At 46.7% G+C, this 20,295-nt stretch carries 17 protein-coding genes and 1 pseudogene; 9 read left to right on the forward strand and 9 right to left on the reverse strand.

Features of this window, described 5'->3' with window-relative positions; genetic code table 11:
* On the reverse strand, positions 1–254 hold a 254-nt coding region (locus tag IQP38_RS26615; RefSeq protein ID WP_228010125.1), incomplete at its 3' end, for an aminopeptidase P family N-terminal domain-containing protein.
* Between the two features lie 271 nt (positions 255–525).
* On the opposite strand from IQP38_RS26615, the gene IQP38_RS19090 reads away from it, so the two are divergent.
* Positions 526–1,959, forward strand: a complete 1,434-nt coding sequence (locus IQP38_RS19090; protein ID WP_080996739.1) for a PLP-dependent aminotransferase family protein — start codon at positions 526–528, stop codon at positions 1,957–1,959.
* Positions 1,960–1,979: 20 nt separating this feature from the next.
* On the opposite strand, the pseudogene IQP38_RS19095 reads toward IQP38_RS19090, so the two are convergent.
* A pseudogene (locus IQP38_RS19095) lies at positions 1,980–3,001 on the reverse strand (helix-turn-helix domain-containing protein).
* Positions 3,002–3,132: 131 nt separating this feature from the next.
* On the opposite strand from IQP38_RS19095, the gene IQP38_RS19100 reads away from it, so the two are divergent.
* Genes IQP38_RS19100 through IQP38_RS19110 form a run of 3 tightly spaced genes read left to right on the forward strand, consistent with a single transcriptional unit; the run spans position 3,133 to position 5,519 of the window.
* On the forward strand, positions 3,133–3,894 hold the full coding sequence (locus IQP38_RS19100) for an SDR family NAD(P)-dependent oxidoreductase (RefSeq protein ID WP_193837911.1): 762 nt from the start codon (positions 3,133–3,135) through the stop codon (positions 3,892–3,894).
* Between the two features lie 49 nt (positions 3,895–3,943).
* A complete protein-coding gene (locus tag IQP38_RS19105; protein WP_193837912.1) occupies positions 3,944–4,456 on the forward strand; it encodes a 2,4'-dihydroxyacetophenone dioxygenase family protein in 513 nt (170 codons plus the stop codon).
* Positions 4,457–4,460: 4 nt separating this feature from the next.
* Entirely contained in the window at positions 4,461–5,519 is a 1,059-nt protein-coding gene (locus tag IQP38_RS19110) for a zinc-binding dehydrogenase (RefSeq protein ID WP_186585483.1), read from the forward strand.
* Between the two features lie 82 nt (positions 5,520–5,601).
* Here IQP38_RS19110 and IQP38_RS19115 read toward each other — a convergent pair whose 3' ends face one another.
* Positions 5,602–6,726, reverse strand: coding sequence for an alkene reductase (locus IQP38_RS19115; protein ID WP_053304586.1), 1,125 nt, complete (start codon positions 6,724–6,726; stop codon positions 5,602–5,604).
* A gap of 10 nt (positions 6,727–6,736) precedes the next feature.
* A complete protein-coding gene (grxB, locus tag IQP38_RS19120; RefSeq protein ID WP_193837913.1) occupies positions 6,737–7,366 on the reverse strand; it encodes a glutaredoxin 2 in 630 nt (209 codons plus the stop codon).
* Positions 7,367–7,564: 198 nt separating this feature from the next.
* Here grxB and IQP38_RS19125 point away from each other — a divergent pair, with 198 nt between their 5' ends.
* Entirely contained in the window at positions 7,565–8,500 is a 936-nt protein-coding gene (locus tag IQP38_RS19125; protein ID WP_054574558.1) for a LysR family transcriptional regulator, read from the forward strand.
* Here IQP38_RS19125 and IQP38_RS19130 read toward each other — a convergent pair.
* On the reverse strand, positions 8,453–9,364 hold the full coding sequence (locus IQP38_RS19130; protein WP_053349304.1) for a LysR family transcriptional regulator: 912 nt from the start codon (positions 9,362–9,364) through the stop codon (positions 8,453–8,455). The genes IQP38_RS19125 and IQP38_RS19130 overlap by 48 nt on opposite strands.
* Before the next feature lie 220 nt (positions 9,365–9,584).
* On the opposite strand from IQP38_RS19130, the gene IQP38_RS19135 reads away from it, so the two are divergent.
* Entirely contained in the window at positions 9,585–12,464 is a 2,880-nt protein-coding gene (locus tag IQP38_RS19135; RefSeq protein WP_193837914.1) for an MGH1-like glycoside hydrolase domain-containing protein, read from the forward strand.
* 105 nt (positions 12,465–12,569) lie between these two features.
* Here the strand turns inward: IQP38_RS19135 and IQP38_RS19140 are convergent, their stop codons facing one another.
* Both IQP38_RS19140 and IQP38_RS19145 read right to left on the reverse strand, forming a co-directional pair.
* Positions 12,570–14,042, reverse strand: a complete 1,473-nt coding sequence (locus IQP38_RS19140; RefSeq protein WP_193837915.1) for a DEAD/DEAH box helicase — start codon at positions 14,040–14,042, stop codon at positions 12,570–12,572.
* 285 nt (positions 14,043–14,327) lie between these two features.
* The gene (locus IQP38_RS19145; RefSeq protein WP_193837916.1) at positions 14,328–15,038 is read right to left on the reverse strand and encodes a lipoate--protein ligase family protein; all 711 of its coding nucleotides are present in this window, start codon (positions 15,036–15,038) and stop codon (positions 14,328–14,330) included.
* Positions 15,039–15,263: 225 nt separating this feature from the next.
* Between IQP38_RS19145 and IQP38_RS19150 the strand changes: the two genes are divergently transcribed.
* Positions 15,264–15,590: a DUF4156 domain-containing protein gene (locus tag IQP38_RS19150; protein WP_025767966.1), complete on the forward strand. Its 327-nt coding sequence runs from the start codon at positions 15,264–15,266 to the stop codon at positions 15,588–15,590.
* 79 nt (positions 15,591–15,669) lie between these two features.
* Here IQP38_RS19150 and IQP38_RS19155 read toward each other — a convergent pair whose 3' ends face one another.
* Positions 15,670–16,698, reverse strand: a complete 1,029-nt coding sequence (locus IQP38_RS19155) for a hypothetical protein (protein WP_025767965.1) — start codon at positions 16,696–16,698, stop codon at positions 15,670–15,672.
* Positions 16,699–17,109: 411 nt separating this feature from the next.
* Positions 17,110–18,258 (reverse strand): PLP-dependent aminotransferase family protein, encoded by a 1,149-nt coding sequence (locus IQP38_RS19160; protein WP_017819834.1) that lies wholly within the window; start codon positions 18,256–18,258, stop codon positions 17,110–17,112.
* A 125-nt stretch (positions 18,259–18,383) separates the two neighbouring features.
* Between IQP38_RS19160 and IQP38_RS19165 the strand changes: the two genes are divergently transcribed.
* Positions 18,384–19,253 carry an AraC family transcriptional regulator gene (locus IQP38_RS19165; protein WP_005387011.1) on the forward strand — a complete coding sequence of 290 codons (870 nt, stop codon included), beginning with the start codon at positions 18,384–18,386 and terminating at the stop codon, positions 19,251–19,253.
* An 80-nt stretch (positions 19,254–19,333) separates the two neighbouring features.
* On the forward strand, positions 19,334–20,236 hold the full coding sequence (locus tag IQP38_RS19170; RefSeq protein ID WP_017633593.1) for a LysR family transcriptional regulator: 903 nt from the start codon (positions 19,334–19,336) through the stop codon (positions 20,234–20,236).
* Positions 20,237–20,295: the final 59 nt, after the last annotated feature.

The following is a 20,295-nucleotide window of genomic DNA, read 5'->3' on the forward strand; positions in this document are numbered from 1 at the left end:
GCCGACATATACGCAGTCCTGTATGCTCCGTTGGCATCTTGGCAGCGTCCAAACCAAACAGGTTCATCAGATGGACCAACAACGACACATTGTGGCACGTAAAAAGACCACCCATCATAGCCTGTCAGCCACGCCATGTTAGAAGGGTCATGAATGATAAGGACATCCAATTCTCTTTCTTCCATCGATTGCCGAACTTTCGTTAACCGATCCTGGAACTCATCCAGTGTAAAATGCAAAGCAACGCCTCTCATATTTTCTCCTTGTTAGAAATCCGACGCCTTATGGGCCTTCGGAGACGCTGAGGTATTTCTACCTTCTACCAGCTAGCCAGATCTGCGTTAAAAATGATTGCAATTTACCTCTGGGGTTGTATTTGGATTGAACGATGCTGTTTAACATGTTTGTTTAACCCATACATTTCATGTCAATCATTACAATTGTGGTTTATTTTTGTGCATTTCACCTCGTTTTGTGAGTTAAAGTTCGCCATTTGTTAAACGGAAGTTACAATGAGCGTTAAAAATGAATCAATTAAAATATTGTGTCATGACAATTTCTTTGAACCCGATCATTCGGCCAGGCACCGCTAAATACATCTCCATTGGTAACTATCTTGTCGAATGTGTCCGCAGTGGTTATCTAAAACCGGGGACTCGATTACCCACACATCGTGAGTTTGCAGAGCAAATTGGCGTCAGCGTACAAACGGTGAGCCATGCATATGGTTATGCAGAGAAAAAAGGGGCGATCGAGTCTTGGGTTGGGAATGGTACTTTTGTCAAATCAGGTTTTGTGGATGAAAGTACGGACACGGAGTTCATGCTGACACAAGAGATGAAAGAAACGCCGGATGAAATTGATATGTCGATTGCACATCCAGTGGTGACCGATCGCCACATTACGCTTTTTAATCAGGCGTTAATGGAGATTGCTGGGCAAACAAACAATCGTGGTTTGATCAGTAAAGCAAAGCCGGTAACAGGTCAGCCTCATCATATTGAGTCAGGAGCACGATTTCTAAGTAGCCAAGGGTTGGATGTGGGTGCCGATCAAATATTACTCACAAATGGCGCATGCCATGGTTTAACGTTGGCTTTAAGCACAGTTGTTGAACACGGCGATTTAGTTGCTTGTGGTCACTTGGTTGATCATGGCTTGATCTCTCGCTCGAGAATGCTTGGATTTAAGTTGCAACCACTTGAAATGGATGAGTTTGGTATAACGCCGGATGCATTTGAATGGGCATGTAAACACAAACCAATCAAGGTATTGTGTTGCACACCGAGCATGGCTAACCCGACTAGTGCGCATATGGATGTTGAACGCCGAGAGGCGATAGCGAATATTGCGCAGCAATACGACATCTATGTAATTGAAGATGACGTGTATGGAGCACTAGAACCTAACCGTGTCCCACCCCTTGCCACATTGTTACCCGAACAAGCTTTCTATGTCACCAGTTTAACCAAAGTTGTAGCGCCAGGCATGCGCACTGGCTATCTGACGGTCCCACGTCATTTTTTGCAGCACGCGATTGGTCGTTTAGCGGCAACGAGTTGGTCTGCGACTCCATTACCATTTGAAGTTGCTCATTTGTGGATCGAAAACGGTACGTTAAATCGACTTATTCGCTTTCAAGTCAATGAGTTTGCCAAGCGGCAGCGAATAGCAAAAGCCGCTTTAGAAGGGCATGTTTATAGCTCGCACCCGAATGGACAGCACATTTGGTTGAGACTACCCGAGCAGTGGAATAGCGATGATCTGGTTGCTTCGGCTAAGCGTTCAGGGGTGCAGATCACTGGATATAAACCGTTTGTTCTCGATACTAATCAGCCAATGCCTTACGTGCGAATCAGCTTGGGAGCAGAAACAAACCGAGGCTACATCAAACACGGGTTATCTGTGATTGCTGAAATTCTCGATACCAACCCTCCCACCTCACACTTTTTGGTTTGAACGATAGGTTATTTATGCTTTTAACTGATGGGCTTAAACGTTTGTAACTGAGTTTTTTCTTGTCGCCATTGCCTTGGCGATTTTCCCGTCCAGCGACGAAAGTGGCGGCTGAAGACCGCAGTTTCTGCATAGCCCAGTTGCAACGCGATATCGGTAATACTCTGAATATTCTCATGCAATCGCTGTTCGGCGAAATCCTGACGCACTTGTTGTAAAAGCTGCCGATAATTTGTGCCCGTTGTTTCAGCTTGTTTTGCAGCATTCTCGGATGCAGGTCCAACGCTCTTGCAACGCGCTCAACGCTGCATTCTCCGGTTGAGAGCAGACGGCCAATCATGTTTGCTGCTTGGTCACTGAGATTGTTGGGGTAACGGGTTTGCAGCTCTTTGAGGTGCTGTTGAAAATGGCGCTCTAGTGCGTCTTCATCTTGGTGGTTCTTAGCGTTAAGCAGAGTCGCTTTAAGTAGGATACCGTCAAACTTATCACCGAAACGCAGTTTGTTCTGCTGGGCAAACTTGCTTTTTTCTACTTCCAATGTTGCGTGTTGAGTCAAATGTAGCGCGAAGTGACTTGCTTCAATATCAAGTAAGCTCGCAACAAACATCGCCAGATGCGACACACTGAGCTGCATCAACTGCGCGATACCTCGTTCGCTGTGCACATCAATATTGAGCGACAACCGTACCCAATCATCTTGTGGCGTCATGTTGAGAGTTACCCCTGACGAATGTAGATAGAGAAAATCATTCACCCGCGCCAAGGCATCACCAACCGTTTCCGCGCGAGAAACCAGCATTGGTAAGTCCCCCAAGCTTTGTAGGTTTTTACGCTCAGCGAGTAACGCACCAAACAACGGTTGCTGACAACGAGCAGCCGCTTCTTCCAGTAATTCAGCCAACCTAGGGTAGGCGAGATAGGTATCGGGATCGCGAAACTGCGCGGCAGACAGGCCAACAGCGGCCATTATCTCTTGCGGATTCTGACCTAATTCTGAAACCAAGCTATCAAATTTATCAGCAGCGCCACTTCGTACGATATACATGTCTCGATTTTAAAATGTTAACAGGTTGTAAATCGCAATATATCAAATTTACTTCGTAAAAGGTCAAGTGAGTGCCAGTGAGTTGATCTAAGTTACATTTCGATAACAACAACGCATGGATGAGAAGCTGTATGGAACTTATCAATAAAACTGCCATCGTGACTGGCGCTGCGGGTGGAATTGGGCAAGCTATTATTGCAAAGCTAAGAGAGCAAGGAGCCAAAGTGCTTGCTGTCGATATTTCAGAGCAATCACTGCAAATGTACGCAAGTTTTGCCCCTAAGCAGTTGGAAACCTTTGTTGCGGACGTCACCGATTACCAACAAGTCGAAGCCATGGTGAAGTACGCGGTCGAACTATTTGGCTCACTTGACATCATGGTCAACAACGCGGGCATCGGTGCACCGAAACCTCTGCTTGACCACGATCCAGTTGCCGATTTTGAGCCGATCTCAAAGGTCAATCAAAACGGTGTCTACTACGGTATTCTCGCCTCTGGAAGACAATTCCAAGCGCAAGGGACACCGGGCGTGATCCTCAATACCTCTTCCATTTACGCCCAAATGGCCTCCGAGATGACGTTTACCTACAACGTCAGTAAAGCCGCAGTCGATATGATGACCAAATGCGCCGCTTTAGAGTTAGCGCCTCTGGATATTCGTGTGTGTGCCGTCGCTCCGGGACGTGTCGATACTCCGATGTTAAGGCAATACGAAGAGATCGGCTTGTGGAACCACATCCGCAAAGAACAGATGCGCCAAAACTTCACGCAACCAGAAGAGATTGCCAACGTGGTAGCGTTTCTTGTCAGCGAGAAAGCCAACTGTATCAACGGCTGCACCATTAGCGCATCTGACGGTTTCGAGAATTTTAAGTACCCGCTCATGGGATAGATGGAATAGGCGAGCACGCCAAATTACAGCAATAGTGAGGATGTAAGTTATGTCATTACCAGAAGTTATTCAGCATCAAGATTTCCTATTAACTCTTAATACTAATGAAGAGTCGATCATTAAAGACGCGCTACCGGGTGTTGATGTTTACCCGCTGTTTCTTGACCCAGAAAATGGTACGTGGGTGATTCGCGCCAAGTTCAAACCGGGTATCACTCTGCCTAAGCAATTCCACACTGGCGTGGTGCATTTCTATACGCTGAGTGGCGCTTGGCACTACATTGAGTACCCAGATCAAGTCCAAACCGCTGGTAGCTACTTATATGAGCCAGGTGGTTCGATTCATACCTTTCACTGTCCAGAAGAGTCGGGTGGTGCAGATGGCTTTATGGTGATCCAAGGTGCGAACATTAACTTTGACGAAGAGGGTAACTTCATCAACATTATGGATGCAGGTTGGATTGAGCAAGTTGTTATTGCAACAGCGAAAGCACAAGGCTTCACCGCGCGCTACATCAAACCGGGTGCGATTGCTGGCCTGAGTGATGATCTTGCGGAGTAACCCCATGCAACAGATGAACAGTATCATAATGCAGGATGGTAGTGTCCGCCTGAAGCAAGTCGAAATCCCCAAACCCGCTTCGGGACAAGTGTTGGTTCGCAGTCTCGCCTGTGGCATTTGTGGCTCCGACCTTCACATTACTCGACACGCGGATGAGGTATTTGATGTATTCCACCAGCTCGGGTTGATGCCTGATGAAGCCGGTGAGCACGCTCAAGTGATGTTGGGGCATGAGTTCTGCGCGGAAATTATCGAATACGGTGCCGATACGCAGCAAACGTTGTCCGTTGGTAGCCGAGTCACCTCAGTACCGATGTTGCTCAGCCAAAATGGCGCGGGCGTTGGTGTTACTCCGGGTACTTATGGCGCTTACTCTGAGTACTTCCTGCTTGATGAAGCGTTATTGCTACCTGTCCCAGACGGAATGCCATCTGAGGCGGCGGCACTGACTGAGCCACTAGCGGTCGGTTTGCACGCGGTCAATCGCAGTGAAATCGAAACGGAAGAAACCGCGCTGGTTGTCGGTTGCGGTCCTATAGGGCTGGCTGTGATTGCTGCACTGAAACAACGTGGCGTCAGCAATATTCTTGCGGTCGATCTTCAGGAAGAGAAGTTGCTACTTGCTAGTGAGTTTGGCGCAAATCGATTGATCAACCCGACCAAGGAAGACGAGATCGCCGTTGGTGAGCAGTACGCGATGAATTCACGTCTGGTCATTTATGAGTGTGTGGGCAAGCATACATTAATTGACGATTTTATGCGCCGCGCCCCTGCCCGAGCGCGAATCGTCATCTCGGGTATCCATACGACACCCGCAATCATTAACTACGCTTACGCGACGGTAAAAGAGCTCGACTTGAGATTCTCTTACTACTACCAACCGCACGAGTTTGAGCAATGCCTACAAGCGATTGCCGAACACAAGTTGCCTTGGCAGAAAATGCTCACCGCCAAAGTGGGAATCGACGGTGTCGAAGACGCGTTTAGACAGTTAATGACGCCAAATGACCACATCAAAGTCGTTATCGAACCTTGGCGCTGCGGCGCGTTAGAAGTGATTTAACTCTTAGCCAGATTAAGCTAGCTAAAACCAATTTTAGTTTGGTGACAGCCCCAACCGTAGCTGCTAGGTTGGGGCTTTTTTGTTAGGCCTGTTCTGCGCATTCATGTTGCAGAGCAGGGTAATCGGTGTAGCCTCGTTCGTTTCCGCCAAACAACGTTGAGCCATCGAGTTCTGCCAACGGATGGTGATGTTGCAAGCGAGAGACTAAGTCTGGGTTTGCTACGAATGGCCGTCCGAATGCTACAAGATCCGCGTAACCTTTCTCTAACACTTCGTTTGCTCGTTGAGGAACGTAGCGACCTGCAACAATAATAGCGTTGCGAAAGCGCTTTCTAAGTTCGATTCGAAACGTCTCAGGAATCGTTGGTGCATCGGCCCAATCGGCCTCGGACAAGTGCAAGTAGGCAATGTCGCGCTCCTGTAGTTGCTTTGATGCTTCCAAGATTGTTGGCACGATATCCGGGCAGTCCATATCTTTAAACGTAATGAATGGTGCCAATCTCACTCCAACTCGATGCGCACCAACAGCGGCGATAACTGCATCCACTACTTCGATAAGAAAACGGATACGATTTTCTCGTGGACCGCCGTAGTTGTCTGTTCGATGGTTTGAGTTGGTTCTTAAGAACTGATCGATCAGATACCCATTCCCGCCGTGGATTTCTACACCATCAAAACCCGATTCAATAGCGCGTTTGGCTGCGTTCGCGAAATCACCGACAACTCGGTTGATATCCGCTTGTGTCATGGCGCGTGGCTCAACACAATCGACCATATTGCCGTTGCCTTGTTCATCTGCAATCCAAACTTGCGTCTCTACCGGAGCGAGCGCAGATGGCGCGATAGGCTGTTCACCATTTTGGAATGTTGGGTGAGACACTCTGCCCACATGCCATAGCTGACAAAACATCGCTGCGCCTTGTGACTTGACCGCTTGGGTCACACCCTGCCAGCCCGCCACTTGCGCATCGGTGTAAACGCCAGGGGTGAACGAATAGCCTTGAGAATCGTCCGAAATTTGTGTGGCTTCGGAAATGATCAGCCCGGCAGAAGCGCGCTGTTGATAATACGTTGCCATCATCTCATTCGGGATGTTGCCCGGCTGAGTGGTGCGTGCGCGAGTCATTGGTGCCATGACAATGCGGTTTTGTAGTGACAACGCTTTCAGTTGAGCTGGTTCAAACAGCTTATTTGTTCTTTGTTTCATGATGCGCTCCTTAGATAAGTACTGGCACGTTGGTCGCTTTACGAGCGGTTGCCATCCAGTGAAGTACGGCTGGATCCCATTGCACTTCGGGCGCACTGAAAAAGCCGCGTAGAATGGAAAACATAATGGCTTGATCAACCAGTGACGTTTGCTTTTCTGAACTTAGGTTGAGCAAGGGTTTAGTTTGTTCTATCAAAGCGGCGACTTCTTTCGCAATCGCAGGTGTATCGTTAATCAAAGCTTCAAAATTTAACGCTTCGGTTTCTTTTTTTGCACGCCATGCTTGTTTAGCGGTTTCTGTTACAAATTCCGGTAACGTCATGTTTGACCAACGCGGATACCCGACTTTTTGTAGCGGTAAAAATGCTTGTTTTTGCCAGTCTAAAACCGGTGTTGAGGGTTGGCTGTTTTCGCTGGAAGATGCCAATTCAAGGAAGTAGTTGATGATGTCTAAGCTTTCCGCCATGGCTTCACCATCGTCTTTGATCAAAAGAGGAACTTGTTTTGCGCCGATGAGGTTTGTGGTGGTGCTCTCGTCGTCATAAGCAATGTTGATGACGTCGAGCTGAATATTCAGCATGCCTGCAACAAAACGGACGCGGGCGCTAAAGGGGCAATGTTCATAAATGTACAGTTTCATTTTTGTTTCCTATCTCTTGGCTGGGCAGGGCGTGTTGTTGTGCGTTGAACAGCGTTACGGCGTTTAACTTTGCCCTGTCACATAACGTTCTGGGTCTAAACAATGTCGATAGGGTCAGTATATGGATTCGATTTAATTTGATAATTGGGTAATATCTGAATTGATTATTCAGTTTTTTCAAATAATAAGGGCGCGAAGATGGATAAGTTTTCGGATATGACGTTGTTTGTCAGCATCGTTAAACATCAAGGTCTGGCAGCGGCGGGAAGGGAGTTAGGTTTGTCTCCGGCGACGGTAACGGCAAGGCTGCAAGCGATAGAAGAACGCTATGGCGTAAAGCTGCTCAACCGAAGCACACGCCACGTATCACTCACGGACGCAGGGGCAATGTACCATCAAGCTTGTCTGAACATCATTGATAGCGTGAAAGAGACGGAAAACTTACTGCAAACGGGTATTTCGGAAGTGCGCGGAACGTTGAAAATTTCAGCTCCACGAGATATTGGCAAACAAATTATTTCGCCGATGGTGTCGGCTTTTTCTGAGCAATATCCGGATGTGACGCCTTATCTTTATCTTAATGACAATTTATCGAACTTGGCTGAATCGGGGCTCGATTTAGTGATTCGTTACGGTGAGTTAGCGGACAGCAATCTCATTTCGCGCAAGCTGGCGTCGAGTCAACGTGTGCTGTGTGTGTCACCTGATTATTTGTCGAAGCAAGGTGTCCCAAACTGCCCACAAGATCTCGCGGATCATCGCTGCTTAGCGATGGTGCGCAGCAATGAAGAATTAAAAACGTGGCACTTTAAAGATGAAGAGTCTCACCAAACGATCACGGTCACGCCAAAGCGATTTTCTGATGATGGTGAAGTAATTCGACAATGGGCGTTGGACGGTGCGGGGATTGCGTTGAAATCGATTTTAGATATTCAGCAAGACCTCAAACAACAACGTTTAGTAACGGTTTTGGATGGGTATATGAAAAACTTCAGCGCCTTCTCGCAAGGCGCTGAAGCGGATCTGCATGTCATTTATCAAAGCCGTCAATATCAACCGAAAAGAGTTCGCCTGTTTTTGGACTTTCTAGTTGAGCAATTTAGCGCGCTGAGTGATGCCCGCAATCAGATCTAGATGCGATTCCGAGGTTTCTCGGCGGTGGCGATAAATCCCGACGGTGCCAGGGTTTGGTTCGTTTTCCATGGTTAAGCATCGTAAGCCAAAGGATTCCAAATACGATTGCAGATGGCGGGTATAAGACATCACCGCGACGCTTTCTTTCAGTACATCAATACTGGCGAGCAGAGAATCCACTTCGTAAGTCGGTCTGTCATCCAGTTGCTGCCTTTCGCGTTCATTTTGTTTCGGGATTGGGTTATCGATGACGTGAGCGAATTTCTTAGCGTCATAAGTGACCGAAAGAGCGGGGTATTCGTGCAGCATATCTTCGGTGACGGTTTTCCCTAGAAGTGGGTGGTTTGGGGAAACAAAATAGGCATCAACCGTTTGAAATAGCGGAATAAACGTAACATCACATTTAGACGACAAGCCGACAATCTCGTGGCCGATGAAGAATTCAATCTGTTCGTTGATTAATGAATCCATCAAGCCTAAGTGGTTGCCAAATTCGACGTGCGTAGATGCCGATGGCTGCTTGGTCAGATGGTCATTGAGTGCTTGTTTGACGAACAGCGGCCACCACGCATCGCCAGTACCCATTTTAATTTTTCCGACTTGGTACTGTTTCCGCTCATCAATGCTTTGCATCATTTGGTTGTATTCATGCTGCATCGCGTTGCTATGGCGATAGAGGATGCGCCCGTATTCGGTCAACACCATGCCATTAGGGTGACGTTCAAACAGCGTTACGCCGAGATTCTCTTCCAGCTTCTTTAAATTGCTTGTTACCGTTGGCTGGCTTAACCCTGCCATTCTTGCCGCAGCGCTGATGCTTTGGCAGCGTGCAACCAGTAAAAATTGCTGCAGAGATTTGTCCATTTTCTTTCCCCTCTAAGAACGAGGGGTATTTTGCACAATTTCATTTATAAATCACAAATCTGTAATCTCATTTGATTGAAATTATGCGCATTTCATAGATCTACATCACTGTTGGGGTCTGACGTATAGATGTTATCTATAGCTCGCTCCTGACTTCCTATTTTCCCCTCAAAAAGGTGTTCTTTAGACTGTCGCCAAAATAACAATCTAAGGGATGAACATGAAACCGAGTTTTATTGCGCTTGCTGTCGCGTCTTGTATTGGTCTTGCTGGATGTGGGTCAGATTCCTCTGATGCGCCAGTGTCAGTCGACAAACCAATTATTTCAGCCGACTTATATTTACGTGGTTTAAATGGGGATTGGGGCACGGCAGAGCATGCCAAGCTAAACTATTTGGGTAATAACGAGTACGAAACCGTACTGCGCGTCGCTCGAGGTAGCAATCAGTTCAAGATTGCTGATCCGGGTTGGCAGATCCAATACACCTACTTTGAGGAGCCCGCGGCGTTCGATAAAGCTCAGGAGTACCTGCCAAAACCAGACACGAATGAAGCGTGTATGAACGATGATTGCAACTCTGAGATCACGTTTGAAGACAAAGGGTATTACAAGTTTTCTGTGAGCTTTGCCGATGAAAGTCGCGCGACAATGACTGTGACGAAAGCAACGCAAGAAGAAGCGGAAAAATACTACTCTGATGCGATTCTCGACCCTGCAATGGTGCATGAAGGGCATCAGAGCAAAGAAGTGAAACTGTTCGCCAATTACGATGACTCGAGTGATACCGTGATTTTCTCGGTGAAAGATCCTAAAGCTGAACTGCGTGAATTTGGTATTTCAACGACGACAGAATTGCGTGATGCGCTCGACCAAGGCTTAGTGATTAATGAGCAAACAGGGCCGCGAGTGGTGTCGGGTGATGTCGCGTTTGACGCGTTGTTTGCATTGACGATGAAAGAGCTAGGCCAGCTTGCTGTTTCTGAAATCAAAGACGGCAATTACAACTACAACAACCCAATCAAAGCGGAAGTTTTTGAAACGGGCGCGAAGTGGCATTACGTATGGACGCGTGATTTGGCGTACGCAGCAGACCTTTCGCTTGCATTGATGAATCCAACTCGCGTGCAAAATGGTTTGAATTTCAAATTGTCCGCTTTTCGCGACACGACCGATCAGCAATATGATGGCGAGCAGATTGTGCAAGATACGGGCACTGGCGGCAGCTGGCCAATCAGTACCGACCGCACGACTTGGGCGCTTGGTGCAGAACGCTTACTTTCGGCATTGAATGGGGAAGAGTACAACCAGTTTGCCGAGCGCGCATATAACGCTATCAGTAATACACTTGAAGCCGATCGCCTGGCGGCTTTTGATGCGAAATCCGGTTTATACACTGGTGAGCAATCATTCCTCGATTGGCGTGAGCAAACTTACTCAACGTGGACGCCAAACGATGTCAATGCGATTGGTAGCAGCAAAGCGTTATCGACAAACGTGGTTCACTACCGCGCGACTCAGCTCGCGGCTAAGTTGGCAGAGAAGTACGATTCAACCAACGCGGTCAAATACACCGAGTGGGCTGAGCAGTTAAAAACCGCTATCAACGAGCAGTTTTGGAATGCCGAACGCGGTATGTACGTAAGCTATTTGTTTGACAATGGCAAAGACATCGCGGTCGACAAATACGACATGTTGGGCGAAGCACTTGCGATCATCAGTGGCGTGGCAAGTGATGCGCAGGCGAAACAAATCATGGCCAATTATCCACACAGTGAGTTTGGCGTGCCGGTTTACTTCCCTCAACAACCGGATGTGCCTGTGTACCATAACCGCGCAATTTGGCCATTTGTTACCGCGTACAGCTTGCGCGCCGCGCATCAAACACAGAACGTGGCTGCGGCGAACAATGCGATTCAATCGTTGGTTCGTGGCACGGCAACTAATTTATCCAACATGGAAAACTTAGAGTGGCTTTCTGGTAAGTCATTCATCATCCATAGTGATCATGGTGAAGATCCAAGCATGGATGGCCCAGTGATTAACTCTCAGCGTCAGCTTTGGTCTGTGGGTGGCTACTTGAACATGGTGGTAGAGACCCTATTCGGCGTTCATACCGAAACGGGTAAGTTGGAAGTGCAGCCATTTATCACAAGTTGGGTGCGCAATAACTTGTTGGCTCAGTCTGAACAAATCACTTTGGAAAACTTTGCCTTCAAAGGAAAGAACTACTCGGTAACGATTGACTTGCCTGAAGTAAGCAAAGATGACACAGGTTACTACCCAGTTGAAAATGTCACGATGGACGATGAGGGGCATTTCCACGTGACATTGGGCGCGCTTGTGAATGTAGATAGCAGCATTACTTTAGTTTCTGGTGTGAAACCGTACGCAAGTGAAGATAGTCGCGTTTATTCTCCGCAAGAGCCAACATTGGTGGTAAAAAGCGTTGATAATTCGGTTTCGATTGACGTGACAAGTAAGTACAACGTGAACTTGTATCGCAATGGCGAGCTGATTCAAAAGAACGTGATTGCTCAATCTTATTCCGATACGCCAATAGGTTTTGCTTGTTATTTGGCTGAAAGCATTAACGATAAAGGCTTCCGTTCTAACCCAAGCCAACCTGTTTGTGTCGGTGAAGAGATCCGCATCAAACTCGATGGCGAATATCAGCCACTCAAAGACAATGTCTCAGTGGTTACGGTGAGTAAAGACAGTGGCATCGTAAAAGGTACAGAGTCGTTTACAGCGCCTGTAACGAGCACTTACCAGTTCGATGCTTGGTACAACAATAACCTAGGGCAACTTAATACTGGCATCACGAACACCGTGAAATTGTTAGAGGTATTGGATGATGCAGGTAAGGTGGTTGGCCAAGGTTACTTGCAGATGGGCCATATTGGTGAAAACCAAGGTATGCGTTACTCAACGCCAATTGAAGTAGCGTTGGAGCAGGGAAAAACCTATCAGATCGCGCTGAAGGACCACTTCAATATGAGTTACCTCAAATCGAATGAAACCTACATTTACGCTGGTGGTATTGAGGGTGAAAAGAACGAAGCGCAAATCGCAGATATTCGAATCACACCTTTAATGTAGACTGTTTTAACAAAGCTGTATTCTAAAAAAACTGTGTTTTAAGAAAAAAAGCCGCTGAGATTATCAGCGGCTTTGTTGTATTTGCTATCGGTGGCCGTTTACAGGTTAGTTTGCAGCTTGCGGACGAGGCTTACGGCGCTGACCTGACGGTTTGTTTCCTGCAGGCTTAGCATTGTTTGGCTTGCGGTCATCTGGTTTACTGTTTGCACGACTTTGGCCTTCACGGTTGCCTTTAGGCTTGCCTGCACCGCCTTGGTTGGTGCTGTTTTTGTTGCCGTTGCTACCACCGTTGAAGCGACGTTTGGGTTTGTTTGCACCATTGCCTGCTTTCTTTTCGGCTGCTGGGGCATTTTCACTTGCAGCATTTGGCGCTTTTGGTTTTTTCGGCTTCTTAGGTTTTTTCGGTTTGATTGGGCGCGTATCCAGTTTAGATTCTGGCACCACATTGGTTGGCGCAAAACCTTCCAACTTTTTACGTGGTAGTACTTCTTGAATCAAACGTTCAATCGCAAACAATTCAGATGCTTCTAGCGCACACACGAGTGAAATCGCTTTACCTACTTCGCCCGCGCGGCCAGTACGACCAATACGGTGAACGTAGTCTTCTGCCACTTTCGGTAGCTCAAAGTTCACCACTTGCGGTAATTGCGGAATATCGATACCGCGCGCAGCAATGTCCGTCGCGACCAACACACGAATTTCACCCGATTTAAAATCCGCCAGTGCTTTGGTACGCGCGCCTTGGCTCTTGTTGCCGTGGATGGCAGCAGCCGGTAGATTTTGTTCGATCAGGAACTTCGCCAGACGGTTTGCGCCGTGTTTCGTTTTCGTAAACACCAGCACTTGCTTCCAATCGCCGTCTTTGATCAATTTAACCAACATCGGTGCTTTCTTCTTCACGTCTGCTGGGTAGATGCTTTGCTCAACCGTTCTCGCCGTCGAGTTTGCCGGGTTAACGGAAATCTCAACCGGGTTGTTCACCAAGCCTTTCGCAAGGTCGCGGATTTCATCCGAGAAAGTTGCAGAGAAAAGTAGGTTCTGACGCTGTTTAGGTAGCAGAGCTAGGATCTTACGAATGTCACGGATAAAGCCCATATCTAGCATGCGGTCTGCTTCGTCCAGTACTAGCACTTCCAGTTGGTCGAACTTCACTGCATTTTGGTTGTACAAATCCATCAGGCGGCCTGGTGTCGCGACCAACACATCCGCACCTTTGCGAAGACGCTGCATTTGCGGGTTGATCTTCACACCACCAAAAACAACCGCACTGCTTAGTGGAAGATGACGGCCGTACATAAATACGTTTTCTTGCACCTGAGCTGCAAGCTCACGTGTTGGCGTCAGGATAAGTGCACGAACTTGGCTAGCACGAACGCGAGGGCCGTTCGATAAACGCTCAAGAATCGGTAGCGTAAAGCCTGCAGTTTTACCTGTACCAGTCTGCGCTGCTGCCATTACGTCTTTCCCTTCCAAAATAGCAGGAATTGCTTTTGCCTGAATTGGCGAAGGGGTGTCGTAGCCTTTCTCTTGAATAGCTTTAAGGATTGGAGCAGATAGACCTAACGAGGTAAAACCCATATGTATGATTCTCAATTGTAGAGTTAGATAACAACGCGCCGAAAACAAATCGGTGCGAAAAGTGCGACATTCTGAGGCTTTTACGCGCAGGCTTCAACTAATTCCGTCATGGATAAATATTTGAACTGGATCTCATTTCTTTTTGGCAGGCAAAACTGATAACTGGTTTGGTCGATCGATTGAATGGTTTTACGTTGGCGATGCCCATTCTTACATCGTTATCACGGCATGCAGTTTTAGTTTATCAAATGCTGTTCGGAGTGTGGGGGAGGCTTGCTCCTTTCATTACTCCGCTTTTGCATGCATTAAAAACGCACTCGTCAATTGCTGAAAGAGCGAATCTCCCGATGGGCGGTCGGATACATGATGGAAGAGCGGTGTGTGGACATCACCACGAATATCATCGCTGTGACCGCAAAGCTGATTACACATTCGTACTGGTTCGACAATCTTCTCGACGTCGGCATCAATCAGAATGCATGCTTGTGACAATACCACTTGTCCGCCGCCTTTTTTAAGTAAAACACGCTGCGCGGTTCCCACGACTTTTTGCCCGCCAATGTTGAGGTTGTACTCGCCATCGCAGTAGGAATAAGGCGTAGCATGAACATCCACTTTCACGCCGAGCTGTTTAAAGAAAACCGTTAATATCGCACATAAATCGAGATACGCTTTTTTGATATTGTAAGGCTCGCCTTCTGGCCAGTGGTAAATGTGGGATAGATTGATAATACCTGGCACCTGAGGGACTGGGGCACCACCGGTTTTACGAGAAAAGAGCTTCCAGCCAGACGTATTTAACGCATGTTCTAACTCATTAGACACTGGCCATTTCTTACCCGCGGGAAGCACGAGCGTTGGACTTTTTACTTGCCAAAGCAATAGCACTTGCGAGAGTTGGTTGGACTGAACTTGTTTAATGAGCTCATCTTCTTTGTCAAATGCATCAGCGACTTCCGTAGCTGTGTAGCGAATTAGCTTATTTTTAGCAACCAAACTCTATCCCTCGCGGCTATTTAATCATTACTGTTGTATCTCAGATACAGCTTTATTGCTAGGTCTGTGATTATTAGGTTTTTGCTCGCTAGCTGCATGATCACCTTTTGGATCTTTTCCGTTGTCCATTAAGTTTGCTTGAACACGCGATAAAAAGTTTTTGCTAGTCATCACATCAGCCATTCATAAAATCTGCCATCTATGAAAAATTTTGGCGATATAAGTATGAAAAAGCGAGTGATGACTCTCGCGTTAGCGGCATCATTAACGGGATGTGTGACTTTCCCAACGCAAGAATCTGAGCAAGTACAGGTGCTTTGGGACAATGTGAATGCGATTGAAAACTGTGAACTAATGGGTACCGTGATCGGCTCAGAAGGACACTTTTACGACTACTGGCTTCATGCAGATAAAGACATGGTTTGGGGGACGCTAAACCAAATGCGCATCAAGGCGGCGGATTTAGGCGCAGATACCTTGTACTTGTATCAACCGTTGAGCTTTTCTACGTCAGTGACGATGTTTGCAAATGCTTACAAGTGCAAACAGTAGCTATTGGCTTGATCATAATTGAAAGACAGGCGCTGCTCGCCTGTCTTTGATGCGTTCTACAAATACTGGCTACTTTGCGTTAATTAACGTTTGCTGTCGCCACCGCTGATGTATCAGAAAACGACAATGTAAAGTCTCGCTCAGTATTAAGCACTTTGGCTGGAAACTCTAAGCTCAACTGCGTATGTGGCGCGACTTCTGAAGCAATGCTAGTAACGAATTTTCGGGTTTCTCCAGGAGAGATCGATATGTCACTTCCACCTTGTGATGAGAGCTCAGCGATACCCATTGTTTCAAGTGTGTTACCTGCAGTATCCGCCAGGTGTAATAAAGATTCTGACTTGTAGATTAATTCTCCACTTTCTGTGCGATATGCATTAAACGAGTTGAAATTTGGTTGCAATGATCCTTGTGAACCAATGTTAGTAACGGAAAATGTCACATTAGCGCCATCAAAGTTCTCGACTCTTACAAGTACGTTACTGTCTTGGTAACGAGCGGCTACAGCCGCAGTTGCTTGCTGTTTCTGCCTCTGTTTCTCTTTTTCAATGTCGCTTAACTGTTTCTGCTCATTAGCGATTCGATTCTTTGCCATGTAGTACGACTGATCGACCATTGCTATTAAAGCGGGGATTGAATACAAAGTGAGGCCTTCCAAATGGTCAAAGTCGATTTTGGCATGTTGAGTACGTTTATGATTAGAAAATTGGCAGTAACCATCAATCAAACTGATTAAAGCCACTTCAAAAGTGCCCTGTAATCGGCTTACTTCCTGTGCTGCTTTCTCTAGATTTGAGCGGACTTTCCGAATCTCTTCCAAACTCTTTTGTGAAAGACGACCGTTTGGCGATACGTCGTTAGAAACCGAAACCAGTTCTTCGGTCACAAATGGATTGTTTTCGGCAGGAATCACCGTAGTGATACGGTTAGATTTGGTGATGTCTTCGCCTAATAAAACTATCATTTTTTGCGATGCGGCGGTTGTGTTGCCCGCTAATACGTCACTACAGTTTGGCGACGTATTGGCATACACGGCGAATGCGGTAAAAAGTGAAAGTGTAACGGACCAGCCGATGGTGACGAGTCCAGTCGTGGTTCGAGTATTCATCCTGATAACCCCTCTGTCATTTGGTGCGATTCACTGACGTAATTGCCAATCAAAAGATTGGCTCGCGACATTCAGAATGGTTCTGGTCAACCCTTCGTAGTGGGTATGCCCACAGATGCTTTTTTAGTCGTTTATCAACCGCTAAGCCACGATTGATAAAGTGTCTGAAATTGAGAGCATTAACGCTGCGAAGTTGATGTCTTTGACTGAAAGATAGACGTAACTTTTCTAACCATCAAATACGTGATTGAGTTCTCATTTTTATATGAGTGAGAGGTTCAAGAGAAAACAGGCACTTACTGTAGAGAGTTGATTTGAAGGAAAAATATAAATTTTTTTGGGGAACTTTTTTGATGCTGCCTTTGAGACTTTTTTTGAATCTCAAAGGCAGGTTCTTACACTCGCGTTCAATTACAACGTGTTGAGGACATCCGCGAGTCGAGAGACAGCTGTCGTCAGTTCTTCTGGTGTAGCATTGGTAAAGTTAAGACGCAGAGCGGCTTTTACCTTTGAACCTTCTGGATAAAAGACCGGGCTCGGCACTACAGCAACCCAGTTTGCGAGAAGGTTTTTCGCCAGTTCGAAGGTGTCGCATTCTGGAATCTCGACCCAAACGAACATACCACCATCGACGGGTTTGAGTACGCAACTTTCTGGCAGCTGTTTTTGCAGTTCAGCAAACATGACATCGTAACGTGATTTGTAAAGAGCACAGATGGTTGAAATGTGCGTTTCGAAGTTGTCATGTTGCAGTAGACCATGCAGCAAAGCTTGCATAGGAATACTAGAGTGCAGATCGGCACCTTGTTTAATTTTGATAAGTGGCTCAAGGTAGCTGCTTTTGCCCGTAACTACACCAATACGCAAGCCTGGTGAAGCTATTTTGGAGAAAGATCGCAATACGATTGAGTGTTGCGGGCAGAAATCTGAAACTAGCGGTAGTGCTTCACCAGAAAAACGCAGCTCACGGTATGGTGCGTCTTCAATGAATGCAACGTCGTATTGGATACAAAGCTCGGCAACTTTTTGGCGAGTCTCTAGCGCCCAGCATACGCCCGTTGGGTTGTGAAAATCGGGTACGGCGTAGAACATTTTTGGTTGCTGCGTGGCAAAGCATTGTTCGAGTTCTTCAAGGTTTGGGCCACACTCGGTTTGTGAAACGGTCACGATGTTGGCTTGCACTAGACCGAATACTTGCATAGCACCAAGGTAGCTCGGTGCTTCCATCACCACTTTATCGCCCGGATTCACGTACGCACGCGCAATCAAATCTAGCCCTTGCTGAGAGCCCGTTGTGATCATCGCCAAATGAGATTCTGGCAGCTGGTAATAATCGGTCAAAAAATTAAGTAGCGGTGCGTAGCCTGCTGTTGCGCCATATTGAAACACCTCTGGCATATTCGCGAGGTTTTCTAGCGTCGGTTTCATTAAGTCGATCGGGAAGGTTTTTTCGTCCGGTAAGCCACCTGCAAGAGAAATGACGTTCTTATCGCTTGCTGCTGCGAGGATCTCTCGGATGTAGGATGACTTAGTTTGTTGTAATGACTGTGCGATTTCCATGTGCTGTGCTTCTCGTAATTGTCTTTTTTTATGTCAGAAATAGTATAGGTAAATTGCCAAGCTTGGTGTGTCCATTTATGCTGTTAAATATGTCCATTTATGCTATTTAAGCGAAAGTTTACTCCGTGAGCCATCAACAAGTTTCCAGAATCAATGACGTGCTGTTTTACATTCACCAGGACATTAGCAGAGATTTATCGGCTAAAGAGCTAGCAGATGTAGCAGCCTATTCTGAACAGCACTTCCATCGTATTTTTAAAGATGTGGTAGGGGAGTCTGTCCATCAATATATCCGTCGCACAAGAATGGAATACGCCGCCAATCAACTGATGTTTGATACCAGCTCATCGGTGTTAGACATTGCTAACAAGTGCGGCTTTAGCTCGGTATCTTCTTTTAGCCGAGCGTTTAAAGCAACGTTCGCTATGTCTCCTGGTGCGTGGCGAAAGCATGATTTACAAGTCGCAGAAAAGCCGTATCTAAAAGATCCGGAAGTGGCTGCGGGTTATCATCGGGTTGCGAAACGCGAGTTGCCAGAACCTAAAATTATGGAGGTTCCACAACGCTTTGCGGCTTATGTGCGGCATGAGGGTTATAGCCGTTCCATTCGCAATGCGTGGCTGATTTTGAAGGCGTGGGCAAGCTCTGAGAATCGGGACTTTTCGGTTCAATACGGTTTGCATCACTCCAACCCCGCTTGGGTCGAGCTCGATAAGTGTCGCTATGTGGCTTGTATGGCGATTGATAAGCCGCTTAAAGTACGCGGTGTCGTGAATCAAATGACGATTCCGGGTGGTTTGCATGCTGTTTTTCGCTTAACAGGGGTATATGGAGAGCTTCTTCCTCAATTGAGTATGGTGTTAGAAAAGTGGTTGCCGAATTCAGGCTTTAAGCAGCGTTCTACTCCCGCTTATGTTCACTATCATAAAAACCATTTCCTTAGCCATGATGAGGCGTTTGAGCTGGACTTCTATCTGCCCATCAGTTTTTTCTAACTGGAGTATTTATTTACTATCCGTAAGGAAGAAAATGCTAAGCTCTATATGGTGATTTTTTACAAATAATTGAAAATTAAATGAACATCGATCATGTAAAGCTATTTGTCCGTTTGGCTTCGACACACAACATCAGCATGGCTGGTCAGGAGCTTGGACTTTCTCCTGCTGTCGCTAGTGCGCACATCAACAAACTTGAGGACAGCTTAGGAGTTCGTTTAGTTCATCGCACCACACGCAAAGTTTCCTTAACTGAAGAAGGGCAGGCTTTTTTACCTCACGCGGAGGAGGTCCTTGCAACAGTGGAGGCAGCAAGGGGAGCTGTTGGCTCAGGGCAGAGTGCGCCAACGGGAGTATTACGTATAACCGCCTCTGCAACTTTTGGTCGCTTGCATATTGTGCCCGCATTAAAAGGTTTTATGGCGCGTTACCCAGGGTTAACCGTGGACTGCCGATTTTCTGATTCCATTATTGATCTGGTTGAGGGAGGTTTCGATGTCGCCATTCGTGTCGCTGAGTTGAAAGATTCTTCATTGGTCGCAAGAAAGCTTGCGCCAGATCGTCGTATTATCGTTGCATCACCAGATTATATTGAACAATTTGGGAGACCTAACAAGCCCCAAGACTTGACGAATCATCAATGTATTAACTTAGTTGGAATGAATAATTGGTCATTCAATACAAAAGATGGAATGGTCAATGTAAGAACTTCTGGTCGTTTTAAAACTGATAATGGTGATGCGATGAGAGACGCGACGGTAAACGGGTTAGGTATTTCTATCAACTCGGTTTGGAGTGTTTATCAAGAATTACAAAGTGGTCAGCTAGTGGAAGTACTCGAAGATCACCCTTTAGCGATGGATGCTGGGATTTGGGCTGTGTACCCAAGCTCTCGTTTAATTGCGCCTAAGGTGCGTGCCTTTATTGATTACTTTGCTGAATACTATGGTACGCCACCTTATTGGGAGTTTGCGGAAAAGTGATAACAAGTTTCACTTATCGAATACATTGTTTTTAAGGTCCGAATAAAAACGAACCTCAA

Origin of the sequence: Vibrio sp. OPT41 (assembly GCF_015163595.1) — a bacterium.
Classification (GTDB): domain Bacteria; phylum Pseudomonadota; class Gammaproteobacteria; order Enterobacterales; family Vibrionaceae; genus Vibrio; species Vibrio alginolyticus.

What these genes read in the sequence shown, in the direction of transcription:
- IQP38_RS19160 (WP_017819834.1), bottom strand. Translation starts at nt 18,258, where the DNA reads ATGGAAATCGCACAGTCATTACAACAAACTAAGTCATCCTACATCCGA.
- IQP38_RS19125 (WP_054574558.1), top strand. Translation starts at nt 7,565, where the DNA reads ATGGATAAGTTTTCGGATATGACGTTGTTTGTCAGCATCGTTAAACAT.
- IQP38_RS19115 (WP_053304586.1), bottom strand. Translation starts at nt 6,726, where the DNA reads ATGAAACAAAGAACAAATAAGCTGTTTGAACCAGCTCAACTGAAAGCG.
- IQP38_RS19170 (WP_017633593.1), top strand. Translation starts at nt 19,334, where the DNA reads ATGAACATCGATCATGTAAAGCTATTTGTCCGTTTGGCTTCGACACAC.
- grxB (WP_193837913.1), bottom strand. Translation starts at nt 7,366, where the DNA reads ATGAAACTGTACATTTATGAACATTGCCCCTTTAGCGCCCGCGTCCGT.
- IQP38_RS19090 (WP_080996739.1), top strand. Translation starts at nt 526, where the DNA reads ATGAATCAATTAAAATATTGTGTCATGACAATTTCTTTGAACCCGATC.
- IQP38_RS19150 (WP_025767966.1), top strand. Translation starts at nt 15,264, where the DNA reads ATGAAAAAGCGAGTGATGACTCTCGCGTTAGCGGCATCATTAACGGGA.
- IQP38_RS19130 (WP_053349304.1), bottom strand. Translation starts at nt 9,364, where the DNA reads ATGGACAAATCTCTGCAGCAATTTTTACTGGTTGCACGCTGCCAAAGC.
- IQP38_RS19110 (WP_186585483.1), top strand. Translation starts at nt 4,461, where the DNA reads ATGCAACAGATGAACAGTATCATAATGCAGGATGGTAGTGTCCGCCTG.
- IQP38_RS19100 (WP_193837911.1), top strand. Translation starts at nt 3,133, where the DNA reads ATGGAACTTATCAATAAAACTGCCATCGTGACTGGCGCTGCGGGTGGA.
- IQP38_RS19105 (WP_193837912.1), top strand. Translation starts at nt 3,944, where the DNA reads ATGTCATTACCAGAAGTTATTCAGCATCAAGATTTCCTATTAACTCTT.
- IQP38_RS19155 (WP_025767965.1), bottom strand. Translation starts at nt 16,698, where the DNA reads ATGAATACTCGAACCACGACTGGACTCGTCACCATCGGCTGGTCCGTT.
- IQP38_RS19135 (WP_193837914.1), top strand. Translation starts at nt 9,585, where the DNA reads ATGAAACCGAGTTTTATTGCGCTTGCTGTCGCGTCTTGTATTGGTCTT.
- IQP38_RS19140 (WP_193837915.1), bottom strand. Translation starts at nt 14,042, where the DNA reads ATGGGTTTTACCTCGTTAGGTCTATCTGCTCCAATCCTTAAAGCTATT.